This is a genomic window from Gordonia sp. SMJS1 (genome assembly GCF_029866425.1).
Classification (GTDB): domain Bacteria; phylum Actinomycetota; class Actinomycetes; order Mycobacteriales; family Mycobacteriaceae; genus Gordonia; species Gordonia hongkongensis.
The window spans coordinates 2541196-2565556 of sequence record NZ_CP123381.1 but is presented as its reverse complement, the minus strand read 5'-3'; the positions used below and the strand labels follow the sequence as shown (position 1 = coordinate 2565556).

The following is a 24361-nucleotide window of genomic DNA, read 5'->3' as shown; positions in this document are numbered from 1 at the left end:
GGGTCCGACCGTACGGATGATGAGATCGTTGTCCAGTCGTGACCGACCCCGTGTTGGGTGCCGGTTGGGAGGTGGTGACGCCGGAAACCGTTGTCAGCCTGCGGTGAACGTGACGATGTTCTGATCGAGGATCATCTGCTTCTCGTGTGTGCTCTCCGTCACGCCGGGGGCGAGCCGCAACGGCACCCCGGTGGCCTCCGAGGCGTCGAACGCCGCGGTGTCGACCACCCGGCCGGTGATCGTGAACTCCTCGGTCACGCTGGGCACACCCTGCGAGCCGAGGAACTCCGGCCCGTTCATGACGTGGACGTGCAGGTGCGGCGCCACCGAGTTCCCGGTGTTGCCGACCTTGCCGATGACCTCACCCCGGCGCACCCGGTCGCCAGGGGCGAAGCGGACCGACCCGGGTTGCATGTGCGCATAGTTCACGTAGAAGCCGTCGCCGATGTCGAGGACGAGGTTGTTGCCGTCGGCGTCGCCGATGGCGAGATCCGGCGGGAACGTCCCCGGTGTCTGCTCCGGCAGGTCGTTGCGGCTGGCGACCACCGTGCCGTCGGCGACGGCGAGCACGTCATCGCCGAAGATCCGGTAGCTCGCCGGATTCTTCGCGTCGCCGACGAAGATCCGACCATCGGCACCGGCCTGCTCCCAGTCCACCGCGTACCGCTGGGCGAGGACCGGTGATCCGTTCAGTGGGAGAAGCGCGCGTGTGTGCCGGACGGCGTCGCAGCACGCGTCGGCGGCGATGTAGTGCTCACCGAGCAGGGGTGGTCCCAGGACCGGGACGGTTGAATCGCCCACCGTGACGGGCGCGAGGCGTTCGTCGACATCCCGCATACCCGGTCGCGCCGCGTCGGCACGCACGGAGATCTCGTGGATCAGCTGCTTCGGCGCATTCCCGGAGAAGGTCACGTGGAGGAAGAGGACGCCGTTCTGTCCCGGCGCCAGCACGTCGGAGTACCCCTCGGGTGCGCCCGGACCGGGCGGCACCGACGGGGCGCCGGTGGGCTTGAGCCGGTCGCGGACCCCGTTGTCGTCGAGTGTGAGCAGCGGTTCGCGGTCGGTGGTGGCGTCGAGCACCTCGACTCCGGCGACCGTCACCGGTGTGCGCCCGTAGTTGGTCAGCGAGATCTCATAGACGAGGTGGTTGTCGCCGTCGGAACCGGCGAACGGTGTCGGCGCGAACATCACCGACCCGACCACCGGTGTGACGACGGGAGCCGACGGCGTACCGCGAGCGCCGGCCGAACCACTCGTCGAGGAAGCCTCGGGCTCGGCGCTGTTCGCGCCGCACGCGCTCATCAGGAGGACCGCACCGGCGGCCAGGGCGGCCAGCGTGTGTCGTGTCGGGGCCATCGGTTCCTCCGGGGCTCATCGGGCCGACGACGGTCCGCCCCGGCTGCCGTGAGCCTAGGGTCCCGACGGGGTGGTGGACCTGCGTTCGCAGCGGACCCGGCACAATTGTGCGGTGACCCAGCGGCTGTTCTTCGACTGCGACACCGGCATCGACGACTCACTCGCGCTGATCTATCTGCTCGCGCGCACCGACGTCGACCTCGTCGGAGTGGCCTCCACGGCCGGCAATGTGCCCGTCGATGTCGTGACGGCCAACAATCTCTCGTGGCTGGAGCTGTGCGGACGCTCCGAGGTGCCCGTCCACACCGGCCCGGCCACTCCCCTCGTCGCCGCGCTGATGACCACCGAGGACACCCACGGTCCGCTGGGCGTCGGACACGCCGAACTGCCGGCCCCGACCACGACGCCGAGCCATCTCGACGCCGCCGACGCCTGGATCGAGGCGTCGCAGGCGCACTCCGGCGAACTCGTCGGCCTGGTGACCGGCCCCCTCACGTCCCTGGCGACCGCGATCCGACGCGACCCGGACCTGCCGGCGCGCCTGCGGCGCCTGGTCATCATGGGCGGCGCCTTCCACACCCACGGCAACACGACGCCCACCTCGGAGTGGAATGTGGCCGTCGACCCGGAAGCAGCGGCCGAGGTGTTCACCGCCTTCGGCACCGCGGGCGCCCCGGAACCGATCGTCTGCGCGCTCGACCTCACCGAGTCGGTCGTCCTGACACCCGATCACGTGGTCCGACTCGCCGCCGCGGCCGGCAGCACGCCCGTCGAGTGCCCGGACCCGACCGACGAACGCGGACTCCGTTCGGTCGCCGACAACGAGATCATCCGGCATCTCGTCGACGCCCTGCGGTTCTATTTCGAGTTCCACGACGATCACGACGAGGGTTACATCGCCCACCTGCACGACCCGTTCGCCGCACTGGTCGCGCTGGCCCCCGACACGGTCGAGACCCGCCCGGCGCGCGTCGACGTCGAACTCGCCGGGACGCTGACGCGGGGCATGACCGTGGCCGACGAACGCGCGATGACCGCGCCCGGACCCAACGCCCGCATCGCGACCTCCACCGACATCGACGCCGTGTTCGACGAATTGATCGAGACGATCGGCGCGTTCGCACGCAGTCGCGCACCCGAAATCGTCGGCACCGCGCCGGAGGAGTCCACCGGACTACTCTGAACGGGTGACTCGACTCGGTTACCAGATCCCGAACTTCACCTACCCCGGCGTCGCCGCAGACCAGTTGTTCCCCACCGTGGTCGCGCAGGCGCAAGAAGCCGAGAAATCCGGTTTCGACACCGTCCTCGTGATGGACCACTTCTATCAGTTGCCGATGCTCGGTGAGCCCGACGACCCGATGATCGAGTGCTACACCCTGCTCGCGGCACTCGCCCAGCACACCTCGAAGGTCCGTCTGTCGTCGCTCGTCACCGGCAACACCTACCGCAACCCGACGCTGCTCGCGAAGACGGTCACGGCCCTCGACGTGGTGTCGGGTGGTCGGTCCCAGCTCGGCATCGGGGCGGGATGGTATGAGCTGGAACATGATTCGCTCGGGTACGAGTTCGGGACGTTCACCGACCGGTTCGAGCGCCTCGAGGAGGCGCTGCAGATCATCCTCGGCATGCTCGCCGGCGAGGCACCCAGCCTCGACGGTGACCGCTATCGGGTCACCAACGCTCTCAATGTGCCTGCGCCGCTGTCGAAGATCCCGGTGATGATCGGCGGCGGCGGCGAGCGCAAGACGTTGCGGATGGTCGCGCAGTACGCCGACGAATCGAACCTGCTGTGCACACCCGCCGACATCCCCCGCAAACTCGACGCCCTCGCCGAACACTGCGAACGACTCGGCCGGGACCGCTCGGAGATCACCGTGACCGTCCAGACGTCGGCCTGCGTGGCGCCGACCGCCGCCGAGGCGACCGCCGAGCTGGAGGCGTACCTGGAACGCACACCGGCGGCCGAGGTTCGCCGCGGATCGACGATCGTCGGGGATCCCGACGAGGTGGCCGCCCGCTACGCCGAACTGCTCGCGACCGGTGTCGACGGTGTCACGGTGAACGCTCCCGCCAACGGTCATGTGCCGGGGCGGGTCTCGCTGCTCGGCGAGACGCTGGCACCGCTCATCGGCTGATGCTCTAACCCCGGGGGCGCCGGGCCGCACCAGATGTCCACGCCGCCGCCGGGATTGACGTCGCATGCGACCTCAGTCCGTTGACGCGACCTCGATCGAGGTCGCACGGACGGATCGAGATCGCATGCGACCTCGATCGGTGCACTCAGCGCTCGTCGAACGCGTCCACGATCCGTTGCGCGGCGAGTGCCGGGGTCAGCGACCCGTCCCGCAGTTGCTGCTCCACGTCGCCGCGGATCCCGCGCACGGCGGGTGAGTCACCGAGCCGGGACAGCACGATGTCGTTGACCATCGCCCAGGTCCAGTCGATCTGTTGCTGGTTGCGGCGGGCGGTGAACTCTCCTGCCGCGGTGAGTGTCTCGTTGTGGCGTACCACGGTCTTCCAGAACTCGTCGACGCCGGTGTTCTCGATCGCGCTCATCGTCAGCACCGGCGGCATCCACAGCGCGTCGTGCGGATAGATCAGCTTCAGCGCGTTCTTCAACTCGCGTGCCGCGCTCTTCGCCTCGTTGAGGTGTTTGCCGTCGGCCTTGTTCACCACGACCACGTCGGCGAGTTCGAGGACACCCTTCTTGATGCCCTGCAACGAATCCCCGGTGCGGGCCAGGGTGAGGAACGTGAACGTGTCGACCATGTTCGCGACCGTCACCTCGGACTGCCCGACTCCCACCGTCTCGACCAGCACGACGTCGAAGCCGGCCGCCTCGACGAGCACGATGCTCTCGCGGGTGGCCTTGGCCACGCCGCCGAGCGTGCCCGACGTCGGCGACGGCCGGATGTAGGCGTTCTCGGCCGTCGACAGCCGGCCCATTCGGGTCTTGTCGCCCAGGATCGAGCCCCGCGTGCGCGTCGAACTGGGGTCGACGGCGAGCACCGCCACCTTGTGGCCCAGCTCCAGCAGGTGCATGCCGAGCGCCTCGATCGTCGTCGACTTGCCCACCCCGGGGACGCCGGTGATGCCGACGCGGAACGACTTGCCCGCGTGCGGCGTCAGCTTCAGCAACAGCTCCTGGGCGGCGGCCCGGTGATCGGCGCGCTTGGACTCGACGAGCGTGATCGCACGCGCCAGATCGGCGCGGCGATCGGCCAGGACAGCGTCGGCCAGCGCGTCGACGTCGATGGGACGTCGCGGTTGGACCGCCATCAGTTCGCGGTCGCCCCGGGCAGTTCCAGGCCGAGGGTGTCGGCGAGCTTGCCGATGAGTTCCACGGCCGAGTCGGCGATGACCGATCCGGGCGGGAAGATCGCGGCGGCGCCGGCCTCGTACAGTTCGGCGAAGTCGCCGGGCGGGATCACGCCGCCGACGACCACCATGATGTCCTCGCGGCCGACCTCGCGCAGCGCCTCCCGCAGGGCCGGGACCAGCGTCAGGTGCCCGGCGGCCAGCGACGACACACCCACCACGTGCACGTCGTTGTCGGCGGCCTGGGCGGCCACCTCCTCCGGCGTGGCGAACAGCGGGCCCACGTCTACGTCGAAGCCGAGGTCGGCGAACGCGGTCGCGATCACCTTCTGGCCGCGGTCGTGACCGTCCTGGCCCATCTTCGCGACCAGGACACGCGGCTGGCGGCCCTCCGCCTCGGCGAACTGGCGCACGGCCTCGATCGCCGCGTCGATGTTGCTCACCTCGCCCGCCTCATGTCGGTACACCCCGCTGATCGTCTTGATCTCCGCCTGATGGCGACCATAGACCTTCTCGAGTGCCTCGGAGATCTCACCGACCGTCGCCTGATGCCGTGCTGCCTCGATGGCCAGCGCCATCAGGTTGTTCTCCAGGCCACCCTCCGACGACGCGGCCGCGCGGGTGAGATCGGCCAGGGCCGCCTCGACCGCAGCCGAATCGCGTTGTCCGCGAAGCCGGTCCAGCTTCTCCAGCTGCTCGGCGCGCACCTTCGAGTTCTCGACCTTGAGGACCTCGATCTCCTCGTCGTCGGCGACCTGGTACTTGTTCACGCCCACCAACGGCTGCTGGCCGGAGTCGATACGCGCCTGGGTGCGCGCCGCGGCCTCCTCGATGCGCAGCTTCGGCAGGCCCTCGTTGATGGCCTGCGTCATGCCGCCGGCCTCCTCGACCTCGCGGATGTGCTTGCGCGCCTTCTGCGCCAGCTGATGCGTGAGCCACTCGACGTAGTTCGAACCGGCCCACGGATCGATCGGACGAGTGGTGCCCGACTCCTGCTGCAGGAGCAGCTGGGTGTTGCGCGCGATGCGGGCCGAGAAGTCGGTCGGCAGCGCGATGGCCTCGTCGAGGGCGTTGGTGTGCAGCGACTGGGTGTGACCCTGCGTGGCGGCCATCGCCTCGACGCAGGTGCGGGCCACGTTGTTGAACACGTCCTGGGCGGTCAGCGACCAGCCCGAGGTCTGCGAATGTGTGCGCAGCGACAGCGATTTCGCGTTCTTCGGATCGAACTCGGCGACGAGCTCACTCCACAGCAGACGCGCCGCACGCAGCTTCGCGACCTCCATGAAGAAGTTCATGCCGATGCCCCAGAAGAACGACAGTCGCGGGGCGAACTTGTCGATGTCCAGGCCGGCCTCGAGTCCGGCGCGGATGTACTCGACGCCGTCGGCGAGCGTGTAGGCCAGCTCCAGATCGGCCGTCGCCCCGGCCTCCTGGATGTGATAGCCGGAGATCGAGATCGAGTTGAACTTCGGCATCTTCTGGCTGGTGTACTCGAAGATGTTGGAGATGATCCGCATCGACGGCTTCGGCGGATAGATGTAGGTGTTGCGGACCATGAACTCTTTGAGGATGTCGTTCTGGATGGTCCCGGCCAGCTTCTCCGGCGGCACACCCTGCTCTTCGGCGGCCACGACGTAGAGCGCGAGGATCGGCAGCACCGCACCGTTCATCGTCATCGACACCGACACGCTGCCGAGGTCGATCCCGTCGAAGAGCTGACGCATGTCGAGGATCGAGTCGATCGCCACACCGGCCATGCCGACGTCACCGGCGACGCGCGGATGGTCGGAGTCGTAGCCGCGGTGGGTCGCGAGGTCGAATGCGACCGACAGTCCCTTCTGGCCGGCCGCGAGGTTGCGACGGTAGAAGGCGTTGGATTCGGCCGCGGTCGAGAAGCCGGCGTACTGGCGGATGGTCCACGGCTGGTTGACGTACATCGTCGGGTACGGGCCCCGGATGAACGGTGCGGCACCGGGAACGGAGTCGAGCGGGTACGGATGTTCGGCATCGTCGAGGACGGCGTCGCGCTCGGCGCGCGTGTACACCGGCGTGACGTCGATCTGCTCCGGGGTGCTCCAGGTGACCTGGTCCACCGAGTAGCCGTGCGCCGAGGCGAGTTCCTCGGCGACCGCGGCCGCGGCACCATCAGCGGTCGTCGCACCGGTGTCGTCCGATGTCAGACCGATTCCGGCGAAGTTCGGAATCGTCTGTGTCAGATCGGGTTCGGTCTGGGTCATGCCGTTGCTCCCGCCGTCTTCGGGGATGTCGAGACCAGCTGGTCGAGAAGGTCGCCGAGGGTGCTCACCGCATCGATGCCGACGCGCAGCGAACCGTCGGGACGATCGTCGCCCTCGGGCCATTCCTTGTCCGGTCCGGCGAGGAGCACTGTCGACAGACCGGCCGCGCGAGCGGCCGCGAGTGCGGCGGGCCCCTCTTCGGCATAGCGCGCCTTGGTTCCGCAGAGGACCGCGATCGGGGTGTTCGCCCCGGCCACCGCGTCGCCGACCTTGTCCGCGGTCAGCGGGCCGGGGTTGACGACGGTGATGCCGCCGGCACCCAGGAAGTTCGCGACGAACGTGGTGCGGCCGTTGTGTTCGGCGACGCTGCCGAGCGGGATGAGCAGGATCGACGGCCGTGCACCGTGCTCGGCGAGCACGACGTCGGATCGGTCCCGCAGTTCCTCGAAGGCGCGTCCGATCCGCGCGAGGCGCGGCGTACCGGTGACGACGTCGGTGACCGCGGAGGCCGGGCCCGGTCGTCTCCGACAGTGCGCGCTCGTCGATGTTGGGGAACTCGTTGACGCCGGTGACCGAGATGCGGCGATGCGCGACCTCGGTGTCGCGGCGAGCGAGGGAGGCGTCGACCTTCTCGGCGATCCAGCCCGTGTCGAGCGCGGCACGGTAACCGCCGGCGGCCTCGACTTCGGTGAACACCGTCCAGGCGTTCGTGGCGAGATCGTCGGTCAGGGATTCGACGAACCACGAGCCGCCGGCCGGATCGAGGACGCGTCCGATGTTGGACTCCTCGAGCAGCAGCAGCTGGGTGTTACGGGCGATGCGTCGCGAGAAGGACGCGCTCGAGGTGCGCTTGTCCGCCGGGATGGTCGCGTCGTAGCCCAGGACGGTCAGTTGGTCGGCTCCGCCGACCCCGGCGCCGAATGCCGCGATGGTGCTGCGCAGCATGTTGACCCACGGGTCCCGCTGGGAGTACATCGACAGATCGGTCACGCCGTGGGTCAGTGCTCCGCCGACCTCGGGTGCGCCGACGACCTCGGCCACCCGAGCCCAGATCTTGCGCAGCGCACGGAATTTCGCGATCGTGGCGAATTGGTCGTCGTCGGCGGAGACGCCGAAGGTGATCTGACGCAGCGCGGCCTCGGGTGAGAGGCCGGCCGCGGTGAGGTCGCGGAGGTGGGCGACCGCGGCCGCCACCGTGAGTGCGAGTTCGAGGCCGTTGTCGGCACCGGCGGTGGCGAAGTCGCTGCCGTCCACCCGGAAGGTACGGACCCCGTCGGGCAGCCCGGATGCGGCGAGGGCCGTGGCCTCGTCGGGATCGACGGTCGCCCGGCCCGAGAACGCGGCCGTCAGCGGCGACAGGCCGAAGGAGTGGACGGTGGCCGCCGTCGGAGCGGCGGCGACCGGAGCGGCCTGGGCCTTTTCCTTCAGGCCGAGCAGTTCGCGAGCCGCCGCGATGCCCTCGGTGCCCGCATCGAGGGTCACCGGCACCAGATCGAGGTAGACGCCGCGCAGCGCCGTCGCGAGGTCGGCGACCCCCAGCCCGTCACCGGGCCTGCTCACCGAGAGCCAGAGACCGCTCGTCCCGTTGGCCATCGCCTCCAGGATGAGCTCATTGAGGTCCGCCGCCGGCGTCGCGTCGTCGCCGAACCGTTCCGTGACGCGCCAGCCGGTGGTGACGTCACGAGCCGGGTCGGCGCCACGGACGAACGGGAAGCGACCGGGGACACCGGGCTCGGCGAGTTCGTCGCGACGTGTGTAGAGCGGCCGGATGGTCAGCCCGTCGGCGGTGTCGGTCGAGAGCAGCGCCTCGGGTGTGTCGGGCAGCTCGTCGACGTCGACGCGTCGCGACTTCGCCAGAACGGCCGCGGCGGCCGTCGACCACGCCTGGTAGGCGTCGTCGAGTTCTGACTCGGGTTTGGGCTGGTCAGTTTGCTGTGGCATGTGGGGAAGCACACCTCCGTGAATGCACTGTGATGAGCGCGTACACGACACTAGCCGATCGCTCGCTCGGCTCGGCGTCGAGGTCGGCGTGACGTGGCGCACTCGGGGACCCGGTACACCGCTGGGCCCAGCGTAGAGTGTCCGGGTGCCCGATCGATCCGCTGTCAGCGAGGATGTCGCCGGCCCGACCGCGGCCGACGCGGAGATCGCGGACGCGGCGAGCGCCGGAGACGGTCACCCGCCGACGTCGGGCCGTCGTCGGGCCGATCGACGGATCCTGCGCCGGGCTCTCGTCGCCGCCGTGCTCCTCGCCGCCGTCCTGGCCGCGTCCTACTTCGTCCCGCTGCCCTCGATCTCGAGCGTCCGCGACTGGGGCGCGGATCTGGGACCGGCCTTCGTGTGGTTGTTCTTCCTCGCCTACGCGGTCGTCACCATCGCCCCGATCCCGCGGTCGACGTTCACGGTGATGTCCGGGATCTTCTTCGGACCGCTGGTCGGTTTCGCGGGGGCGATGATCGCCTCGTCGGTGGCGGCGGTGGCAGCCTTCGTCCTGGTCCGCAGGGTCGGACGCGACCGCGTGCAGCCGTACCTGAAGGCACCGGTGGTCCGTGCCGTCGAGTACCGGCTCGAGCGTCGTGGCTGGTTGGCGGTCGGGTCGCTGCGGTTCATCGCGGCATGCCCGTTCTCGGTGGCGAACTATTGCTCGGCACTGTCCTCGGTGCGTCTCGTGCCGTACGCGATTGCCAGCATCCTCGGCATGGCCCCCGGCACCGCGGCGGTGGTCATGCTGGGCGATTCCCTGACCGGTGACACGCATCCCCTTCAGCTCGCGGTCACCGGTGGCCTCTTTGCGATCGGCATCGCCGGTCTGGTGCTCGACTCCCGCCTGCCGGTCTCGTCGTCGAACGCGACAAGCGCAGCGACTTGATCCCCGAGGATCAAGTCACCTAGCGCGATCCCATCCAGTCAGGGGACTTGATTCACAGCGATCAAGTGCATAGCCTTGAGTGATGTTCGTACTCACCGTCGACCAACGCGGAAGTCGCCGCGACATCGACCGGGTGGACGCCATCCTCACCGCTCTCGCAACGGTCCAGACCGTACGGGCCTTCGAACGTACCGCGGGCGACGAGATCCAGGGAGTCCTCGCTGATCCGGTGACGGCCGCCCGACTGGCCGTCGAACTCACCGCCGAGGGTCACTGGAGTGTCGGCATCGGCGCCGGACCGGTCGACGAGCCTCTCCCCCCGTCCACCCGGGCCGGGCGCGGGCCCGCCTTCGTCCACGCTCGCGACGCCGTCGAGGCCGCCAAGCGGCAGCGGGTCCCCCTCTGTGTCCGCGGCCCGGAGACTCGCTGGTCCCGTCACGCCCAGACGGCCGGCCGTCTCATCGCCGACGTGATCACCGCGCGCAGTGCCGCCGGCCGGGAGGCGGTGGAGCTGATGCGTCGCGGCCTCACCCAGGTCGAGGCCGCCGCCGCACTCGACATCACGCCACAGGCCATGAGTCAACGGCTGCGGACCGCGGCGTGGGATCTGGAATCCGATTCCCTCGGCCTCGTCGCCGACGCGCTCGCCGAGGCCGACCGACTCCCGTCCGGAGGATCGGCATGACCACCGCAGCGATCACCCTTCTTCTCCTGACCGCGCTGGCGACGCCGACCTGGGCGCTCGCGACGCGGAAGAAGCGCAACCACGCGCCGGTGTCCGTCGTACGCAGACTCGACGTCATCGGAGCCGTCGTCCTGCTGGTCCTGGCCGGGGTGACCGCCGTCCTCGCCGCCGTGGCCGCGCCCGCCACGGGCTTCCTCGCCTCGGCCGTCCCGGTCGTCGCCGCGCTCGCGGCGGTCACCGGCGGCGGACCCGTGGTCCGGACGGTCCTCGTCGCCGGCGGGGTCGGCCAGCGCACGGGGCCCGGACCCGATCCGGAGGGGTCGCCGGATGACGGATCCGGGGACGACACCGACGCGCCCGACTCCCCGGCGCCCGCCCCGGCCGACCCGGCCGACCCAGCCGAAGCCGGGCCGTTGCGCGGCGGCCGGGTGATCGGATACCTCGAACGCCTCGCGGTCGTCACCACGTTGATGGCGGGGTGGCCCGAAGGCCTCGCGATCATCCTGGCCGTGAAAAGCCTCGCCCGCTACCCCGAGCTGCGCGCCCCGCATGCGGCCGAGCAGTTCATCATGGGCACCTTCGCCTCGGTGATGTGGGCGGTCGGCATGGCGGGCGTCGAGCACCTCATCCGCTGAGCCGTTCTCAGGTCGTGGGCTCGGCCGGCCCCGGCTCCTCGGGCTGTACGGGCTGGGACCACGCACCATCGGTGAGCTCGGCCGGCTCGGACCCCACCGGCGACGCATGGCGCGACGCGCGCGACGCACGAGCGGTGATCTCGGGCGCGACCGGGGTGCGGGCCACCGCCTCCGCCTCGGCGACGGCCTGGGCGACCTTGGGATCGGAGGCCATCGAGAACCAGTCCTCGGTCTCCGAGTCGTCGATCGGCGAGGGCGGCGAGTCGGCCGGCTCGTACCGGAACACGCCGTCGTCTCCCTGGACACCGAAGGATTTCGCGAAACCCTGGAGGGCCGAACCGAAGTCGGACGGCACCACCCACACCTTGCTGCCCTCGCCCTTGGCCATCTCGGGCAACTGCTGCAGATACTGGTAGGCCAGGAGTTCCGGGGTCGGCTTGGCCGCCTTGATCGCCGCGAAGGTCTTCTCGATCGCCTTCGCCTCACCCTGGGCGTTGAGGTACGACGCGGCGCGGTCGCCCTGCGCCCGCAGGATGCGCGACTGCCGATCCGCCTCGGCCGCAAGGATCGCGGCCTGCTTGGCACCCTCGGCGGCGAGGATCTGCGACTGCTTGTTTCCCTCGGCGGTCTTGATCGCCGACTCGCGCTGGCCCTCGGCCGAGAGGATCGTCGCCCGCTTCTCGCGGTCGGCCTTCATCTGCTTCTCCATCGACTCCTGGATCGACGGCGGCGGCATGATCGACTTCAGCTCGACGCGCGCGACCCGGAGGCCCCAGCGGCCGGTCGCCTCGTCGAGGACTCCGCGCAGCTGGCCGTTGATGGAATCGCGGGAGGTCAGGGTCTCCTCGAGCGTCATCCCGCCGACCACGTTGCGCAGCGTCGTGATCGTCAGCTGCTCGACGCCGGCGATGTAGTCGTCGATCTCGTACACGGCGGCGCGGGGATTGGTGACCTGGAAGTAGACGACGGTGTCGATGGACAGCGTCAGGTTGTCCTCGGTGATGACCGGCTGCGGCGGGAACGACACCACTCGTTCACGGACGTCGACGCGGGCGCGGATGCGGTCGATGAACGGCAACAGCAGGGTGAGCTGGCCGGACACGGTGCGGGTGTAGCGGCCCAGTCGCTCGATGACCGCGGCCTCCGCCTGCGGGATGAGGGCGACGGACTTGACCAGCATCACCACCACGAGCAACACGAGCAAAACGATGACGGTCAGGCCGAAGATCTCGTACTCCATGGTCACCTTCCAGCGTTGTCGTTCGGCGGTGTCGCGGCGGCACACTCAGGCGCGCCACACCACCGCGGTCGCGCCGTCGATCTCCACGACGGTCACGTGGGTTCCGGGTTCGAGCACCTGGGTCGGGTCCATCGTGCGGGCCGACCACACGTCGCCGCCGATCTTGACGCGTCCGTCACGGGCGTCGACCTGTTCGGTCACCACCGCCGGCCGACCCTCGAGCGCCTCGGTGTTCATCAGGACCGCCGGACGGTTCAGCATGTGCTTACGGGCGATCGGACGGACCGCAACCAGCAGCAGCACCGAGACGAGCGCGAAGACCAGCCCCTCGACCCACAGCGGCGTCTCGAACGCGAAATCGACACCGGCGGCCGCGAATGCGCCCCCGGCGAGCATGAGCAGGACGAGTTCGCCACCGAACATCTCCGCGACCACCAGGACGATCGCGGCCGCCAACCACAGCAGGGCGCTCATGGGTCCAGTCTGCCAGAGATGTCCGAACCGCCTTCGGCGCTCACGACGCGGGTGGGCCCCGGTGGGCGTCAGGCCGTGTGCGTCACCTGGGCGCTTCGGCCGCGGTCACGAAATCGATGAGTTCTTCCACCGACCGCAGCAGATCGACCTCGAGATCCCGGAAACTGCTCACCCCGCCCAACACCCGGCGCCAGCCGTCACGAGGGTCCCCCCAGCCGAGCTCGGCACACACCCCGGTCTTCCAGTCGGTGCCCCGCGGGATGTGCGGCCACGCCGGGATCTTCACCGACGCCGGCTTCACCGCCTCCCAGACGTCGATGTAGGGATGCCCGCACACGAGGACGTGCTCCCCGACCTCGGCGGTGAGTTGTGCTTCTTTGGAACCCGCCACCAGATGGTCGACGAGGACACCGGCCCGGCGATGCGGTGCCGGCTGGAATTCGTCGAGTGCCGCCTCGAGGTTGTCGAGGCCGTCGAGGCTGACGACGACCACGCCCTCCGCGCGGAGGTCGTCACCCCACACGCGCTCGAGGAGTGTCGCGTCGTGCACGCCCTCGACGAAGAGCCGGCTGGCGCGCGCGGTCCGCGCGCGGGCGCGAGGTGCGGCTCGCGATCCCGACGCCGTCATGGCCGGCTGCTGCGGGCCCCTGGTGCGCGGCCGTACGAGCGTCACCGGCCGACCGTCGATGAGGAACGCGCCGGGGTGCATCAGGAACACCCGCGTCTGACCTCGCCGGTCCTCCAGCCGGACGAGATCGCCGGCGTAGCTCTTCTCGAGCCCGACGACCGCACCGCAGAAGCCGGTGGCGGCGTCCTCGACGACCAGATCGCGATCCGCGGCGACCTCCGCGGGACGCGGCTTCGCCCGACGGTGCTGGGAGAGCACATCGCGTCCGTAGCGGTCATCCATCGCACACCACCATCTCTCGATCGGTCATCTCGTGATCACGCCGCCGCGATGGACAGGTCGGGCGGCGCACACACCGTATGCCCCGCGGGCCCGCCCGCGGGGTTGCCACGCCCGGCTCCCACCGGCCTCGCCGGTATCCTGGCTTCTTGATGAAACGCAGCCGCCTGCTCTCCGCCACCGTCGCGTGGCCGACGTGCGCCCTCGGCGCGTGGTCGGCCGCCTGGCTCACCGGCCGGTGCTCCCCCGACGACGTGATCGAAGCCCTGGCGGAATCCGCCGACCGGCACCTCCTGCACTGGCCCGACGGCGGGGTCGCCGGGGCCGAACAGAATTCGCCCGCAACGGGTTCGGCGAACGGGGTGCTCGATCTGCTCGCGCTGCTGCGACCCGCTCGACGCCTCGTCGTCCGCCTGCCCTCCACGGGTGATCCGCAGGGACTCCCACCGCATGTCGCGACGTCGGCCGCACTCGGCGCGGGCGAGGTGCTGCTCGTCGACGACGCGGCGGGCGCCGGCACGCTCGCGCTCGTACCGGAGTTCGCCGCCGACACCGCCGATCCACCGTTCGTCACGTGCACGTGGTCGGCCTACCGCTACGACGCGACCCTCGACCTCGGTCATCTCGTATCCGCGGGACCCAGTGCCGGTGATCTGGAATACGAGCTGCGGCAAGCAGTTCGAGAGGCGACCACGATCATCGGCGGGCTCGGCGGACGCCGGTCGGCCGACGCGAGCGACCTCCGTACGGAACTCGCGGCGCTCACCTCGAGGCATCGGGTCGCCCTGCCCCCGCACCTCCTCGACGCGCGCTCCACCCGCCTGATCGACACGGCGGCACAGGTCGAGGCGATCGTCGACCTCGCCGGAGCGCGCAATGTGGAGATCGGCGACAGTGCCGGACAATGGGATTCCGGCGACGCGACGCTCCGGGGCCTCCAGGCGCTGACGCGGACCGCACGGGCGGCGGCGGTCAATCACACGATCCTCGAGCTACTGCGACGCTAGGACCCGGGCCGCCACCGCCGGAAGGTCACTCCCGGAGCCGCGGCGGACGGTCGGACACGACGCCGTACAGATCGAGTCCATTCCGCTGTTCGGTGGCGAACAACGTCGCCCCCCATTCGTGGACGAACCAGTCCCGCAGCCGAGCGGAGCCGGTCCAGGCGTACTACGGCCGGGCCGCAGAGACACAGAACCGTTCCACTTCGCGCATCATGCGAACGAGAGCGTCGCCACCACGAGCTTCGGGAACAATCGCCGCGATCCGCACATCGACGGCATCCGATGCCGGGGAGGGCAATTGTGGGCTGGTGAGGAACTCGATCAGCCGTTCGCGGAGTCCGGGAATGGCCGCGACCCGGACGAAATCAGCCGGGCCGAGCGGCGGTTCGCCGTCGGGCGACAATTCGACATCGTGGGGATGCCAGATCAGAATTCCGACGAGATGCTCGTTCTGGAAGGAACCCAATACGCAGCCGGCGTTGAGATAAGGCCGCACCAAGATCTCGGCCAACCATTCCCGCAGCGTGAGATCCGGGAGGTGGTCACCCAACACCCATCGATACAACGGAATGTCCTCGACCGCTCGTGCGAGTAGCTGCGTAGCAGGTCGGAGATCAACTGGGATGAGTAGTCGTTCCGCGGTCAACACTGTTGATACACGCGCACAAAGGAGAGATCACGCCGCTGTGGGCTACGTCGTCAACGCAGCCCACAGCGGAAACGGATCTCAGTTGACGGGCTCGCTGCTACCGTCCGCGGAGCCGGTGGAAAGTGTCTTCAGAATCGGTCCGAGGAAATCTATCTCGAGCCTCAGTGGTCCTTCTGCCATGGAAATTTCTCTCTCACGTTCGCACCCCGATTCAGATGCGCGTGCCACGAGAGTTTCATTTCGACTGAGGCGCAGATCACATTATGGACCGTTCCTATATCAAATCGTTATGAAGGCAAACAAAGCCAGTGAATCTACGCGCGGTCAGATGGCCTCGCCGCAGATCTAGGCCGCGCCGCGGGCACACAGCACCGGTCTCGACAGGTGCTGCCGTTGTCTCCGCATCCCATCGCCGACAGGTCGCCCAAGCCCCCGGCGTAGGCCTCCACGAATTCGCCGATCATCGAGATGAACCGCGGATCGGGACCCACGGTGTCGGCGCGGACATAGTCCAGGCCGAGGCGCTCGGCGACCTCCGCGGCCTCGTTGTCGAGATCCCAGATCACCTCGAGATGGTCGGAGATGAACCCGACCGGGTAGACGACCACCCGTCGAACACCCTCCGCGGCAAGGCTCTCCAGATGGTCACAGATGTCCGGCTCCAGCCACGGGATCTGCGGTGGACCCGACCGTGACTGCCAGACCTGATCGAAGTCGGCGACGCCGAGCTCGTCGGCGACCGCCTGCGACGCCGCCAGCACCTGGCGCGAGTACAGCTTCCCGCCGTCGGCCGCCGGACCCGACGCCTCATCGGCCGAGGTCGGGACCGAATGGGCGGTGAACACCAGCCGTGGCGGCTCCTCGCCGGGCCCGAGTGCGTCCAGAGCGCGGCTCACCGCGTCGGCCCCGGCCGCGACGAACGCCGGATGCGACCAGTACTGCGGGAGCTTGCGGAGCACCACCGCACCGTCGGGTTCGCGGCTCGTCGGTTCACGGTCGGCAAGCGCCGTCACCGCCCGGTCGATGTCCTCGTGATACTGCCGGCACCCCGAGTAGCCGCCCCACGCCGAGGTCGGGAACACGAGGATCCGGCGATGACCGGCGCGGTACATCTCGGCCAGGGTGTCCTCGACCATCGGGTGCCAGTTGCGGTTGCCGAAATACACCGGGAGGTCGACACCACGTCGGTCGAGCTCGGCACGCAGGGCATCGATCATCTCGAGGTTGAGCCGGTTGATCGGTGAGACGCCGCCGAAGTGCAGGTAGTGCTCGGCCACCGACTCGAGCCGTTCGCGCGGGATTCCCCGACCGCGAGTGACGTTCTCCAGGAACGGCATCACGTCCTCGGGCCCGTCCGGTCCGCCGAACGACAGGAACAGGACGGCATCGAACGGAGCGGGATCGACGGGCGCGGTGTCCCCCGGTGCTGGCGAACTCATGAGCCGGTGGTCATGCCCTCCGGGAACCAGGTGTTGTGGCTGGCGCCACCGTCGACGTAGACGATGGAACCGGTGGTCGCCGGCAGCCAGTCGCTGAGGAGCGCACACACCGACTTCGCGACGACGGTGGGATCGTCGACGTCCCAGCCGATCGGGGACGCGCCGTCCCAGTACTCGTTGAGCATGTTGAGCTGCTTGGCGTCATCGGTCGCGGTACCCGCGATCGCCTTCGCGGCCAGGGTCTTGATCGGGCCGGCGGCCACCAGGTTCGACCGGATGTTCTTCGCGTTGCCCACTTCGCGCGCCACGTACCGGTTCACCGACTCGAGCGCGGCCTTCGCCACACCCATCCAGTTGTAGTACGGCATCGCGGTGCGGGGATCGAAGTCCATGCCCACGATGGAGCCGCCCTCGTTCATGGCGGGGAGCACGGCGCGGGCGAGCGAGGCGTAGCTCCACGCCGAGATCTCGAAGGCCTTGGCGGCGTCGGGGCCCGGCCCCTCCAGGAACGGCTTGGCCTCGGGACCCATCAAGGTGCGCGGCGCGAAGGCGATCGAGTGCATGACGCCGTCGATGCCCTGCGGCGCCAGCTCGGCGAGCTTCCCGGCGAGCGCGCCGAGATCGCCCTCGTTGGTGACGTCGAGCCCGATGGCCGGCGGCACCTCCTTCGGCAACCGCTTGGCGATCCGGTCGATCAACCGGAGCCGTTCCGGGATGCCGGTGATGAGGACCGTGGCGCCCTGCTCCTGCGCCATGGCGGCGGCGTGGAAGGCGATCGACGCATCGGTGATGATGCCCGTGATGAGGACGGTCTTCCCGTCCAGGATTCCGCTCACGAAGATGTGCTCCTGAGTTCGACGTTGATTGACGTGCCTTACGACTGCGCTGTGCGGGTCAGTAGCCGTGCGACCGCGCTCGGCAGTTTCAGTGCCCCATGCCCATCCCGCCGTCGACGGGCAGGACCGCACCGGAGATGTAACCGCCCTCGTCGGAGGCGAGGAAGCTGATGGCCGCCGCGACGTCCTCGGGCTTGCCGGTTCGGCCGAGCGGGATCGCCTGCTTGGCCATCTCGATGTAGCGGTCCTCCATCGACGCGGTCATGTCCGTCTCGATGAACCCGGGCGCCACGACGTTCGCGGTGATGTTGCGCGAGCCGATCTCACGCGCAATCGAGCGCGCCATCCCGATCAGGCCCGCCTTCGAGGCCGCGTAGTTCACCTGGCCGGGGATGCCGGACATCGCGACCACCGAGCCGAGGAAGATCATCCGGCCCCACTTGGCGCGCTGCATCCCCTTGGTGGCGCGCTTGGCGCACCGGAACGCGCCGGTGAGGTTCGCGTCGAGGACCTTCTCGAAGGATTCCTCGGACAGTCGCATGAGGAGCATGTTCTCGGTGATCCCCGCGTTGGCGACGAGGATCTCCACGGGACCCTGATGCGCCTCGACCTCGGCGAAGGCGCGGTCGACCGACTCCGAGTCGGTGACATCGCACTTGACGCCGAACAGTCCGTCCGGGGCTCCGGAACCGCGGTGCGTCACCGCCACCCGGTGACCGTCGGCTGCCAGTCGCTGGGCCACGGCCAGGCCGATTCCGCGGTTGCCGCCGGTCACCAGGACCGAGCGGGAGGGATTCTGCGCTTCGTTGCTAGCTGCCGTCATGGGTGTTCAACTTATCCGTTCTCGTTGCGGGGGTGACACGCGGTCGGGGGGCGGGGCGCACGGCGGCACACCCCGGACACGTCCGCGTCAGGGCAGCCGGCGGTTGATGGCCAGCGCGGCGAACGCCGACACCAGCGCGAACAACGTACCGGCGACCAGCCACGGCTTCGAATTGTCCCCTCGACGGGTTTCGTAACCGATCTCGTCCTGGAGCTGCTCGTAGACCTTGTTCAACTCGTCGAGGCTGGCCGCGGTGAAGAAGTCGCCACCGGACAGGTTGGCGATCTTGCGCAGCGAGTCGTCGTCGACCGGCACCGGCACCCGGTCGCCCTCGAGTTCGACGGTGCCGGTCCGGGTACCGAAGGAGATCGTGGAGACCGGGATCTTCTCCTCCTTGGCCTTCCGGGCCGCGGTGAAGGCACCCCGCGGGTCGTCGGGGTCGTCCGGGACGGTCTCCTTACCATCGGAGAGCAGTACGATCCGCGCAGGTGGTGCGCCCTCGGTCCCGCCGAGCACCGCGTTCAACGTGCTGATCTGCTGCAGGGCCGCGAAGATGCCCTCCCCGGTTGCCGTCTTGTCGTCGAGCCGCAGTTTGTCCACCGCGACCTTGGTGGCGTTGTGATCCGGCGTCGGCGACACGAGGCTGGCGGCGGTACCGGCGAAGGAGATCAGTCCGAGGTTGATGCCCTCGGTCAGCTCGTCGGCGAACTTCTTCGCCGCCTCCTGCGCCGCGCGGATCCGCGACGGCGACACGTCGGTGGCGTTCATCGACCGCGACACGTCCATCACCAGGACGACGGTCGCCTTGTTGCGCGGCACCTTGCGATCGGCCTGCGGCCCGGACAGCGCGACCGTCAACAGGATCAGCGAGACGATCAGCAGTGCGATCGGCAGGTGCCGCAGACGACTACGGTCCGCGGGCGCGACCGACTTCAGCAGGTCCAGGTTCGCGAAGGTCAGCGCACGCTGCCGCCGCCGGCGCAGCATGTAGACGTACGCGGCGCCGAGCAGCGCCACGACCAGGAGCAGGAGCAACCACCAGGGACTGGACAGCATCGACCTACCCCACCCCCGCCGCGAGACCGCGGCGGCGTTGTGCGACGAACTTGACGGTGTCGGCGATCCACTCCCGATCCGTGCGCAACGTCAGGATCGCGCCGCCACAGCTGCGCAGAGTGCGGTGGACCCGCTGCTGGTGTGCGCGCGCCGCGGCCGCGAAGTCGCGCCGGAGGTCGTCGGTGATCGTCACGTCGTGGATCTCCCCGGACTCCGCGTCGGCCAGGGTGACCTCCCCGATCGCCGGGAGGTCGAGATCGCGGGGGTCGAGGACCTCGACCGCGAGGAGTTCGTGGTGTGCGCCGATGGCGCGCAGCGAGCGCTCCCAGTCGATCGGGCCGAGGAAGTCACTGATGACGACCGCGAGGCCGCGACGGCGCTGGGGCCGTCGGAGCGCCTCGATCCCCGCCTTCAGGTCACCCCGGACGCCGGGCGAGCTGCGTCGCGTGGTGGCGATGGTCTTGAGGAGGTTCTGGGCGTGCGCGCGCCCGGCACGGGCCGGTACCCGCACCACGTCGTCACCGGTCACCACCAGCGCGCCGTGCCGGTTGCCGCCGCCGGTCGTGAGGTGGACCAGAGCCGCGGCCGCGGCGACGGCCAGGTCGCGCTTGGTGCAGTCGACGGTGCCGAAGTCGAGGCTGGCCGAGGCGTCGACGACGAGCCAGGTCTCGAGTTCCCGGTCGGCGATCATCTGCCGGACATGCGGCTGGGTCGTGCGTGCGGTGACCGACCACTCCATCCGCCGGACGTCGTCGCCCGGCTGATAGGCCCGCGCCTCCCCCGGCTCCGAACCCGGTCCGGGGATCAGACCCAGGTGCTCGCCCTGGAGCACGCCGTCGAGTTTGCGCCGCACGGTGAGCTCGAGCATCTTCAGCGCCGCCGTCAGCTGCGCCTCGTCGAGCAGCCCGGCGCCGAGACGCGGTAGGTCCCGATTAGCCGCCATACTGAGGTGAATTCCGGTTCGCCGGGGCCGAATTCGGGTCCATCGGACCGGCGGACTGCGGGACCTGCTGTCCCGCATACCCATTCGGCCCGTGTCCGGGATTGGGCGCGTGCTGCTGTCCGGGCGGGTACTGCCCCTGCGGCACCGGTTGCGCGCCGACCTGCGGCAGTCCGACGGTCTGCAGGACGCGGGCGATGACCTGGTCGGCATCGATCTCGTCGGCCAGTGCGTCGTAGGACAGCACGAGGCGGTGCCGCAGCACGTCGGGCATGATCTCGACGACGTCCTGCGGGATCACGTAGTCGCGTCCGCGGACCAGCGCCAGGGCGCGGGCCGCGGCCACGATGCCCAGCGTCGCACGAGGCGACGCGCCGTAGGACAGCCACGACGCGACGTCGTTCAGGCCCAGCTCGGCGGCCGGCGGGTGGCGTTGATGACCCGGACGACGTAGTCCACGAGCGCGTGATGGACGAAGACGTTCGCCGCGGTCCGCTGCAGGCGCAGCATCGCGGCGGGGTCGAGAACCTGGGAGGCGGTCGGCGGGACGTTGCCCATCCGATAGACGATCTCGCGCTCCTCCTCCACTGACGGGTAGTCGACGAGGACCTTGAACAGGAAGCGGTCCCGCTGCGCCTCGGGCAGCGGGTAGACACCCTCGTTCTCGATCGGGTTCTGCGTCGCCATGACCAGGAACGGATCCGGCATCGAGTACGTCTTGCCGCCGATCGAGACGTGCCGCTCGGCCATCACCTCGAGCAGTGCCGACTGCACCTTCGCGGGTGCGCGGTTGATCTCGTCGGCGAGCAGGAAGTTCGCGACCACCGGGCCGAGCTCGGTGTCGAACTCCTCGCGGCCCTGACGGTAGATACGCGTACCGATCAGGTCGGTGGGCACGAGGTCAGGGGTGAACTGCACTCGCGAGAACGACCCGCCGACGACGCGGGCGAACGTCTCGACAGCGAGCGTCTTCGCGACACCCGGCACGCCCTCGAGCAAGATGTGTCCGCGCGCGAGGAGACCGACGAGAATGCGCTCGACGAGCTGATCCTGGCCGACGATGACGCGCTTGACCTCGTAGATGGCCCGCTCGAGCAGGGCGACGTCGGCGTCGCTCAGCACCGAGCCGTCCGCTCCTGCCGCCGCGGGATCCCCCGTGGCCGCCTTGCCGAGGGAGTGCGATTCGGTCAACCCGTGCTCCTGTTCCTCTGAACTGCTGTTCCGTCGAACCGCGAGGGCCCACGGGCGGCGCGAACGCGCAGCGCGCAGGCGTCGACCCCGCGTGTCTGTGCCAGCCTAGCCGTGCCGGCTGAAAAGGTGCCAAGAAGACTCGACGGGTGTCGGTCGTTCACAGCTGCCGCCGGAACCACCACGCCTCAGAGCAGACGGACCACGTTCGGCATCGCACCGTTGGTGCGCAGCGGGGACACCTTGACCACGTCACCCGACTGCGGTGCCTCGACCATCTTGTTGTCGCCGAGGTACAGCGCGACGTGCGCACTCGCGTTGGGGCCGTAGAAGATCATGTCGCCGCGTCGCATCTGTGACAGCGGGAACTGCGGTCCCGAGGTGTACTGGTAACCGGTGTAGTGCGGCAGTTCGATCCCGACGCCGGCGAACGCGTAGATCATCAGGCCGGAGCAGTCGAAACCGATCTTGTTGTAGTCGCCGTAGCTGTCGGCCACACCGCCGTCGCGGATTCCCTGCGTCGGGCCGTTCGCGTCGCCACCGCCCCAGGCGTAGGGCACGTTCAGCTGCGAGAGCGCACGGTTGACGGCGATCTCGACGGCTTGCGGACCGCGCAGCCCGGGTCGGACGACGCCGCCCCCGCCCCCGCCGCCGCCGGAGGAACTGCCGAACAGAGAGCCGAGGCTTCCCGAACCGAGTCGCGCACTGAGGGTGTCGCCACCGCTGCTGCCGGTGATGTCCGCACCACCGATGCCGAGCTCGTTCAGCAACTCGGACTGGGGCAACTGCTGCTGCCCGACCAGACCGGCGAGGATCGACGAACCGACGTCGATGGCGAGGCGCGCGGCGGCCTCCGCCGCGACGGCCAGTGCCTGGTTGTCGGTGGCGGGCGTGGCGGGTAGCGCCTTGAGCGCCCCCTCGGCCGACGGTTCCGTCGGGAACAGGTTCGAGAGCAGATCGCTCGCCGACGGCCCCTCGACCGTCTTCTTCGGCACGTATCCGCGAATCGTGTTGAGGCGCTTCTGGACCCGGTCGCGTTCCCCGATCAGGGTGGCCTTGCGCTTCTGCTGCGAAGCGATGGCGGCCTTCGCCTCGGTGACCGCCGCCATGGCGTCGGTCTTGCGCTGTTCGGCGCTCTTGGCCGCGAACGACGCCTGCCGGCGGGTGGCCTCGACGGCGGCGAGTCGGTTGGCCTTCTGGTTGCGGGCCACCTGCAGCCGTCGAATCATCTCCTGCTGCTTCTTGCCGACCTGATCGATCAGCTTCATGCGGTCGAGGACGCCCTGCGGGTCTTCGGAGGCAACGTAGTTCGACATCGAACCCTGCTCGGGCCCCTGCTGGTACGCCAGGCGGGCGAACCGGTCGAACTCCTTCTGCGCGTCGACGACGGCCTTGCTCGATCGGTCGAGTTCGGTGCGTGCTCCACGCGCGGCCACCGTGGCGAGGCGCTGCTGCGCGAGCGAGTTCTGGAAGTCGACGATCGATCGGTTCACGTTCTCCTGGCGGGACGCGAGCGCCTGGTCGAGGTCGGCGATGTCCTGGTTGACCGTCGCGATCCGGTTGATCAGACCGGAGATGGGCGACTCGGGCGTCTTCTTGGGCGCCGCGTCGGCATGACCCGCGCCGACCGCGCAGACGAGTGCGACAGCAAGGGCCGCCGAGACGCGCGCCGGCCATGACGCACCAGTTCTTCCTCGCCTCACCTGGAACTCCTCGCGATTCGCGGGGATCTTCCGATCCCCGGTCCGGCGACCGTCCGGGGTGTCTGAACCCGCGGCGATCACGCACTGCACTTCCGCCACATCGGACCCTGTAGAGAACACAGGCATCACACGCGACATCAGAACCGTACGTCACATCAACCACACGAGAAAACCGTGTTCGCGAATTACAAAGGCGTGATTACCTGCGAAAATGCCGTGAACTGGCGAAAGATCGAACGGTCGTCAAGGTCTCGAATTGGCAACAGACCGGAAGACACGCCGTGAAGGGTCCCCGCCGCGCGAGAACGAGGTGCCAGGAGCCGGGCCCGCCCGCCGCATCGCCGGCCGGCCGAGGCGGCCCTGGCCTGCGTACTACCGGCCGGAAGCGGTCGGCTCGCGACGTGGTGCCGACGAGTCATCCGACTCCGCGGCGGTGGCCCGCACGGGTCCCAGCGGACCGGCGGCCAGGTTCTTGCGGGTGCGGACCTGCCGGAGCCGGGCGAGCACGGCTCCGCCCGCGACGACCAGGATCAGCAGGAGGCCCACGATCGTCCAGTCCACGTTGGGACCGGTCATCGTGTCGATCATCTGTCGCGCCGCACCCGCGGGGTCGGTGAGGGTCAGGCCGTCGGTGGCCTGTTCCTGCACCACCCGGCTGAATTCGGGCGACGAGCTGCCGACCGAGTTGGGGCCGAGCACGATGACGGTGCCGCCGACCTGTTCCTGCAACTGGTTCGCGACGTCGCGGTAGAGAGTGAACCGGGGCTGAACCTGGTCGATGACCACGAAGCTGACGTCATGGCCCTTCGACTGGGCGTATTCGACGACCTCGAGCATGCCGGGCAACTGTTCGGGCGTCGCCCCCGCCACGCCGTCGTCGGCGATGTCCCGCGACAGCTCACCCATGTCGACCCCGACGAGTCCGGTGAGTTCGTTGTTCTCCGCGGGAGCTGCCAGCACCAGCGTCGTCGCCTGCGGACCCATCCGCCACCCCTGCCT

20 protein-coding genes and 2 pseudogenes are annotated in these 24361 nt (G+C 69.2%); 6 read left to right on the top strand and 16 right to left on the bottom strand.

Features of this window, described 5'->3' with window-relative positions; translation table 11 throughout:
• Positions 1–93: 93 nt before the first annotated feature.
• The gene (locus QAD21_RS11705; RefSeq protein ID WP_068971565.1) at positions 94–1356 is read right to left on the bottom strand and encodes a M23 family metallopeptidase; all 1263 of its coding nucleotides are present in this window, start codon (positions 1354–1356) and stop codon (positions 94–96) included.
• A 112-nt stretch (positions 1357–1468) separates the two neighbouring features.
• Here QAD21_RS11705 and QAD21_RS11700 point away from each other — a divergent pair, with 112 nt between their 5' ends.
• Positions 1469–2539, top strand: a complete 1071-nt coding sequence (locus tag QAD21_RS11700) for a nucleoside hydrolase (protein ID WP_065632230.1) — start codon at positions 1469–1471, stop codon at positions 2537–2539.
• Positions 2540–2543: 4 nt separating this feature from the next.
• Positions 2544–3494 (top strand): LLM class F420-dependent oxidoreductase, encoded by a 951-nt coding sequence (locus tag QAD21_RS11695; protein WP_068971566.1) that lies wholly within the window; start codon positions 2544–2546, stop codon positions 3492–3494.
• A 145-nt stretch (positions 3495–3639) separates the two neighbouring features.
• Here QAD21_RS11695 and meaB read toward each other — a convergent pair whose 3' ends face one another.
• The 3 genes and pseudogenes from meaB to QAD21_RS11680 all read right to left on the bottom strand — a co-directional run bounded on the left by meaB (position 3640) and on the right by QAD21_RS11680 (position 8855).
• A complete protein-coding gene (gene meaB, locus QAD21_RS11690; protein WP_058250405.1) occupies positions 3640–4638 on the bottom strand; it encodes a methylmalonyl Co-A mutase-associated GTPase MeaB in 999 nt (332 codons plus the stop codon).
• The gene (gene scpA, locus QAD21_RS11685) at positions 4638–6914 is read right to left on the bottom strand and encodes a methylmalonyl-CoA mutase (protein ID WP_065632187.1); all 2277 of its coding nucleotides are present in this window, start codon (positions 6912–6914) and stop codon (positions 4638–4640) included. Before scpA ends, meaB begins: the two co-directional genes overlap by 1 nt.
• Positions 6911–8855, bottom strand: a pseudogene (locus tag QAD21_RS11680) (methylmalonyl-CoA mutase family protein). Before QAD21_RS11680 ends, scpA begins: the two are co-directional and overlap by 4 nt.
• A gap of 145 nt (positions 8856–9000) precedes the next feature.
• On the opposite strand from QAD21_RS11680, the gene QAD21_RS11675 reads away from it, so the two are divergent.
• From QAD21_RS11675 to QAD21_RS11665, 3 genes are all read left to right on the top strand, one after another.
• Positions 9001–9783 carry a TVP38/TMEM64 family protein gene (locus QAD21_RS11675; protein WP_068971568.1) on the top strand — a complete coding sequence of 261 codons (783 nt, stop codon included), beginning with the start codon at positions 9001–9003 and terminating at the stop codon, positions 9781–9783.
• Positions 9784–9865: 82 nt separating this feature from the next.
• Positions 9866–10468: a hypothetical protein gene (locus QAD21_RS11670; RefSeq protein WP_068971569.1), complete on the top strand. Its 603-nt coding sequence runs from the start codon at positions 9866–9868 to the stop codon at positions 10466–10468.
• A complete protein-coding gene (locus QAD21_RS11665; RefSeq protein WP_065632183.1) occupies positions 10465–11103 on the top strand; it encodes a hypothetical protein in 639 nt (212 codons plus the stop codon). The genes QAD21_RS11670 and QAD21_RS11665 overlap by 4 nt, the downstream gene beginning before the upstream one ends.
• A gap of 7 nt (positions 11104–11110) precedes the next feature.
• On the opposite strand, the gene QAD21_RS11660 is transcribed toward QAD21_RS11665, so the two are convergent.
• From QAD21_RS11660 to QAD21_RS11650, 3 genes are all read right to left on the bottom strand, one after another.
• A complete protein-coding gene (locus QAD21_RS11660) occupies positions 11111–12343 on the bottom strand; it encodes an SPFH domain-containing protein (protein ID WP_065632229.1) in 1233 nt (410 codons plus the stop codon).
• Between the two features lie 45 nt (positions 12344–12388).
• Positions 12389–12817 (bottom strand): NfeD family protein, encoded by a 429-nt coding sequence (locus QAD21_RS11655; RefSeq protein WP_065632182.1) that lies wholly within the window; start codon positions 12815–12817, stop codon positions 12389–12391.
• A gap of 82 nt (positions 12818–12899) precedes the next feature.
• On the bottom strand, positions 12900–13727 hold the full coding sequence (locus QAD21_RS11650; protein ID WP_068971570.1) for a DUF3097 domain-containing protein: 828 nt from the start codon (positions 13725–13727) through the stop codon (positions 12900–12902).
• 149 nt (positions 13728–13876) lie between these two features.
• Between QAD21_RS11650 and QAD21_RS11645 the strand changes: the two genes are divergently transcribed.
• Positions 13877–14731, top strand: a complete 855-nt coding sequence (locus tag QAD21_RS11645) for a serine/threonine protein kinase (protein ID WP_065632180.1) — start codon at positions 13877–13879, stop codon at positions 14729–14731.
• A 163-nt stretch (positions 14732–14894) separates the two neighbouring features.
• Here the strand turns inward: QAD21_RS11645 and QAD21_RS25360 are convergent, their stop codons facing one another.
• The 9 genes and pseudogenes from QAD21_RS25360 to QAD21_RS11600 all read right to left on the bottom strand — a co-directional run bounded on the left by QAD21_RS25360 (position 14895) and on the right by QAD21_RS11600 (position 24346).
• Positions 14895–15239: a hypothetical protein gene (locus QAD21_RS25360; protein ID WP_307814748.1), complete on the bottom strand. Its 345-nt coding sequence runs from the start codon at positions 15237–15239 to the stop codon at positions 14895–14897.
• A 452-nt stretch (positions 15240–15691) separates the two neighbouring features.
• Positions 15692–16816, bottom strand: a complete 1125-nt coding sequence (locus QAD21_RS11635) for a ferrochelatase (protein WP_065632179.1) — start codon at positions 16814–16816, stop codon at positions 15692–15694.
• Entirely contained in the window at positions 16813–17652 is an 840-nt protein-coding gene (inhA, locus tag QAD21_RS11630) for an NADH-dependent enoyl-ACP reductase InhA (RefSeq protein WP_065632178.1), read from the bottom strand. The genes QAD21_RS11635 and inhA overlap by 4 nt, the downstream gene beginning before the upstream one ends.
• Positions 17653–17740: 88 nt before the next feature.
• Entirely contained in the window at positions 17741–18475 is a 735-nt protein-coding gene (fabG1, locus tag QAD21_RS11625) for a 3-oxoacyl-ACP reductase FabG1 (protein ID WP_065632177.1), read from the bottom strand.
• Between the two features lie 87 nt (positions 18476–18562).
• On the bottom strand, positions 18563–19531 hold the full coding sequence (locus QAD21_RS11620) for a VWA domain-containing protein (protein ID WP_068971571.1): 969 nt from the start codon (positions 19529–19531) through the stop codon (positions 18563–18565).
• Positions 19532–19535: 4 nt separating this feature from the next.
• On the bottom strand, positions 19536–20474 hold the full coding sequence (locus QAD21_RS11615; RefSeq protein WP_058250392.1) for a DUF58 domain-containing protein: 939 nt from the start codon (positions 20472–20474) through the stop codon (positions 19536–19538).
• A pseudogene (locus tag QAD21_RS11610) lies at positions 20464–21662 on the bottom strand (MoxR family ATPase). Before QAD21_RS11610 ends, QAD21_RS11615 begins: the two are co-directional and overlap by 11 nt.
• A gap of 185 nt (positions 21663–21847) precedes the next feature.
• Positions 21848–23362 (bottom strand): NlpC/P60 family protein, encoded by a 1515-nt coding sequence (locus QAD21_RS11605; RefSeq protein ID WP_065632228.1) that lies wholly within the window; start codon positions 23360–23362, stop codon positions 21848–21850.
• 372 nt (positions 23363–23734) lie between these two features.
• Positions 23735–24346 carry a DUF6676 family protein gene (locus QAD21_RS11600; RefSeq protein WP_065632173.1) on the bottom strand — a complete coding sequence of 204 codons (612 nt, stop codon included), beginning with the start codon at positions 24344–24346 and terminating at the stop codon, positions 23735–23737.
• Between the last annotated feature and the right edge of the window lie 15 nt (positions 24347–24361).

Coding starts and splice junctions, on each gene's coding strand:
- QAD21_RS11615 (WP_058250392.1), bottom strand. CDS start 20,474: ATGGCGGCTAATCGGGACCTACCGCGTCTCGGCGCCGGGCTGCTCGAC.
- QAD21_RS11645 (WP_065632180.1), top strand. CDS start 13,877: ATGAAACGCAGCCGCCTGCTCTCCGCCACCGTCGCGTGGCCGACGTGC.
- QAD21_RS11660 (WP_065632229.1), bottom strand. CDS start 12,343: ATGGAGTACGAGATCTTCGGCCTGACCGTCATCGTTTTGCTCGTGTTG.
- QAD21_RS11665 (WP_065632183.1), top strand. CDS start 10,465: ATGACCACCGCAGCGATCACCCTTCTTCTCCTGACCGCGCTGGCGACG.
- meaB (WP_058250405.1), bottom strand. CDS start 4,638: ATGGCGGTCCAACCGCGACGTCCCATCGACGTCGACGCGCTGGCCGAC.
- QAD21_RS11650 (WP_068971570.1), bottom strand. CDS start 13,727: ATGGATGACCGCTACGGACGCGATGTGCTCTCCCAGCACCGTCGGGCG.
- QAD21_RS11635 (WP_065632179.1), bottom strand. CDS start 16,816: ATGAGTTCGCCAGCACCGGGGGACACCGCGCCCGTCGATCCCGCTCCG.
- fabG1 (WP_065632177.1), bottom strand. CDS start 18,475: ATGACGGCAGCTAGCAACGAAGCGCAGAATCCCTCCCGCTCGGTCCTG.
- QAD21_RS11620 (WP_068971571.1), bottom strand. CDS start 19,531: ATGCTGTCCAGTCCCTGGTGGTTGCTCCTGCTCCTGGTCGTGGCGCTG.
- QAD21_RS11600 (WP_065632173.1), bottom strand. CDS start 24,346: ATGGGTCCGCAGGCGACGACGCTGGTGCTGGCAGCTCCCGCGGAGAAC.
- QAD21_RS11655 (WP_065632182.1), bottom strand. CDS start 12,817: ATGAGCGCCCTGCTGTGGTTGGCGGCCGCGATCGTCCTGGTGGTCGCG.
- scpA (WP_065632187.1), bottom strand. CDS start 6,914: ATGACCCAGACCGAACCCGATCTGACACAGACGATTCCGAACTTCGCC.
- QAD21_RS11705 (WP_068971565.1), bottom strand. CDS start 1,356: ATGGCCCCGACACGACACACGCTGGCCGCCCTGGCCGCCGGTGCGGTC.
- QAD21_RS11670 (WP_068971569.1), top strand. CDS start 9,866: ATGTTCGTACTCACCGTCGACCAACGCGGAAGTCGCCGCGACATCGAC.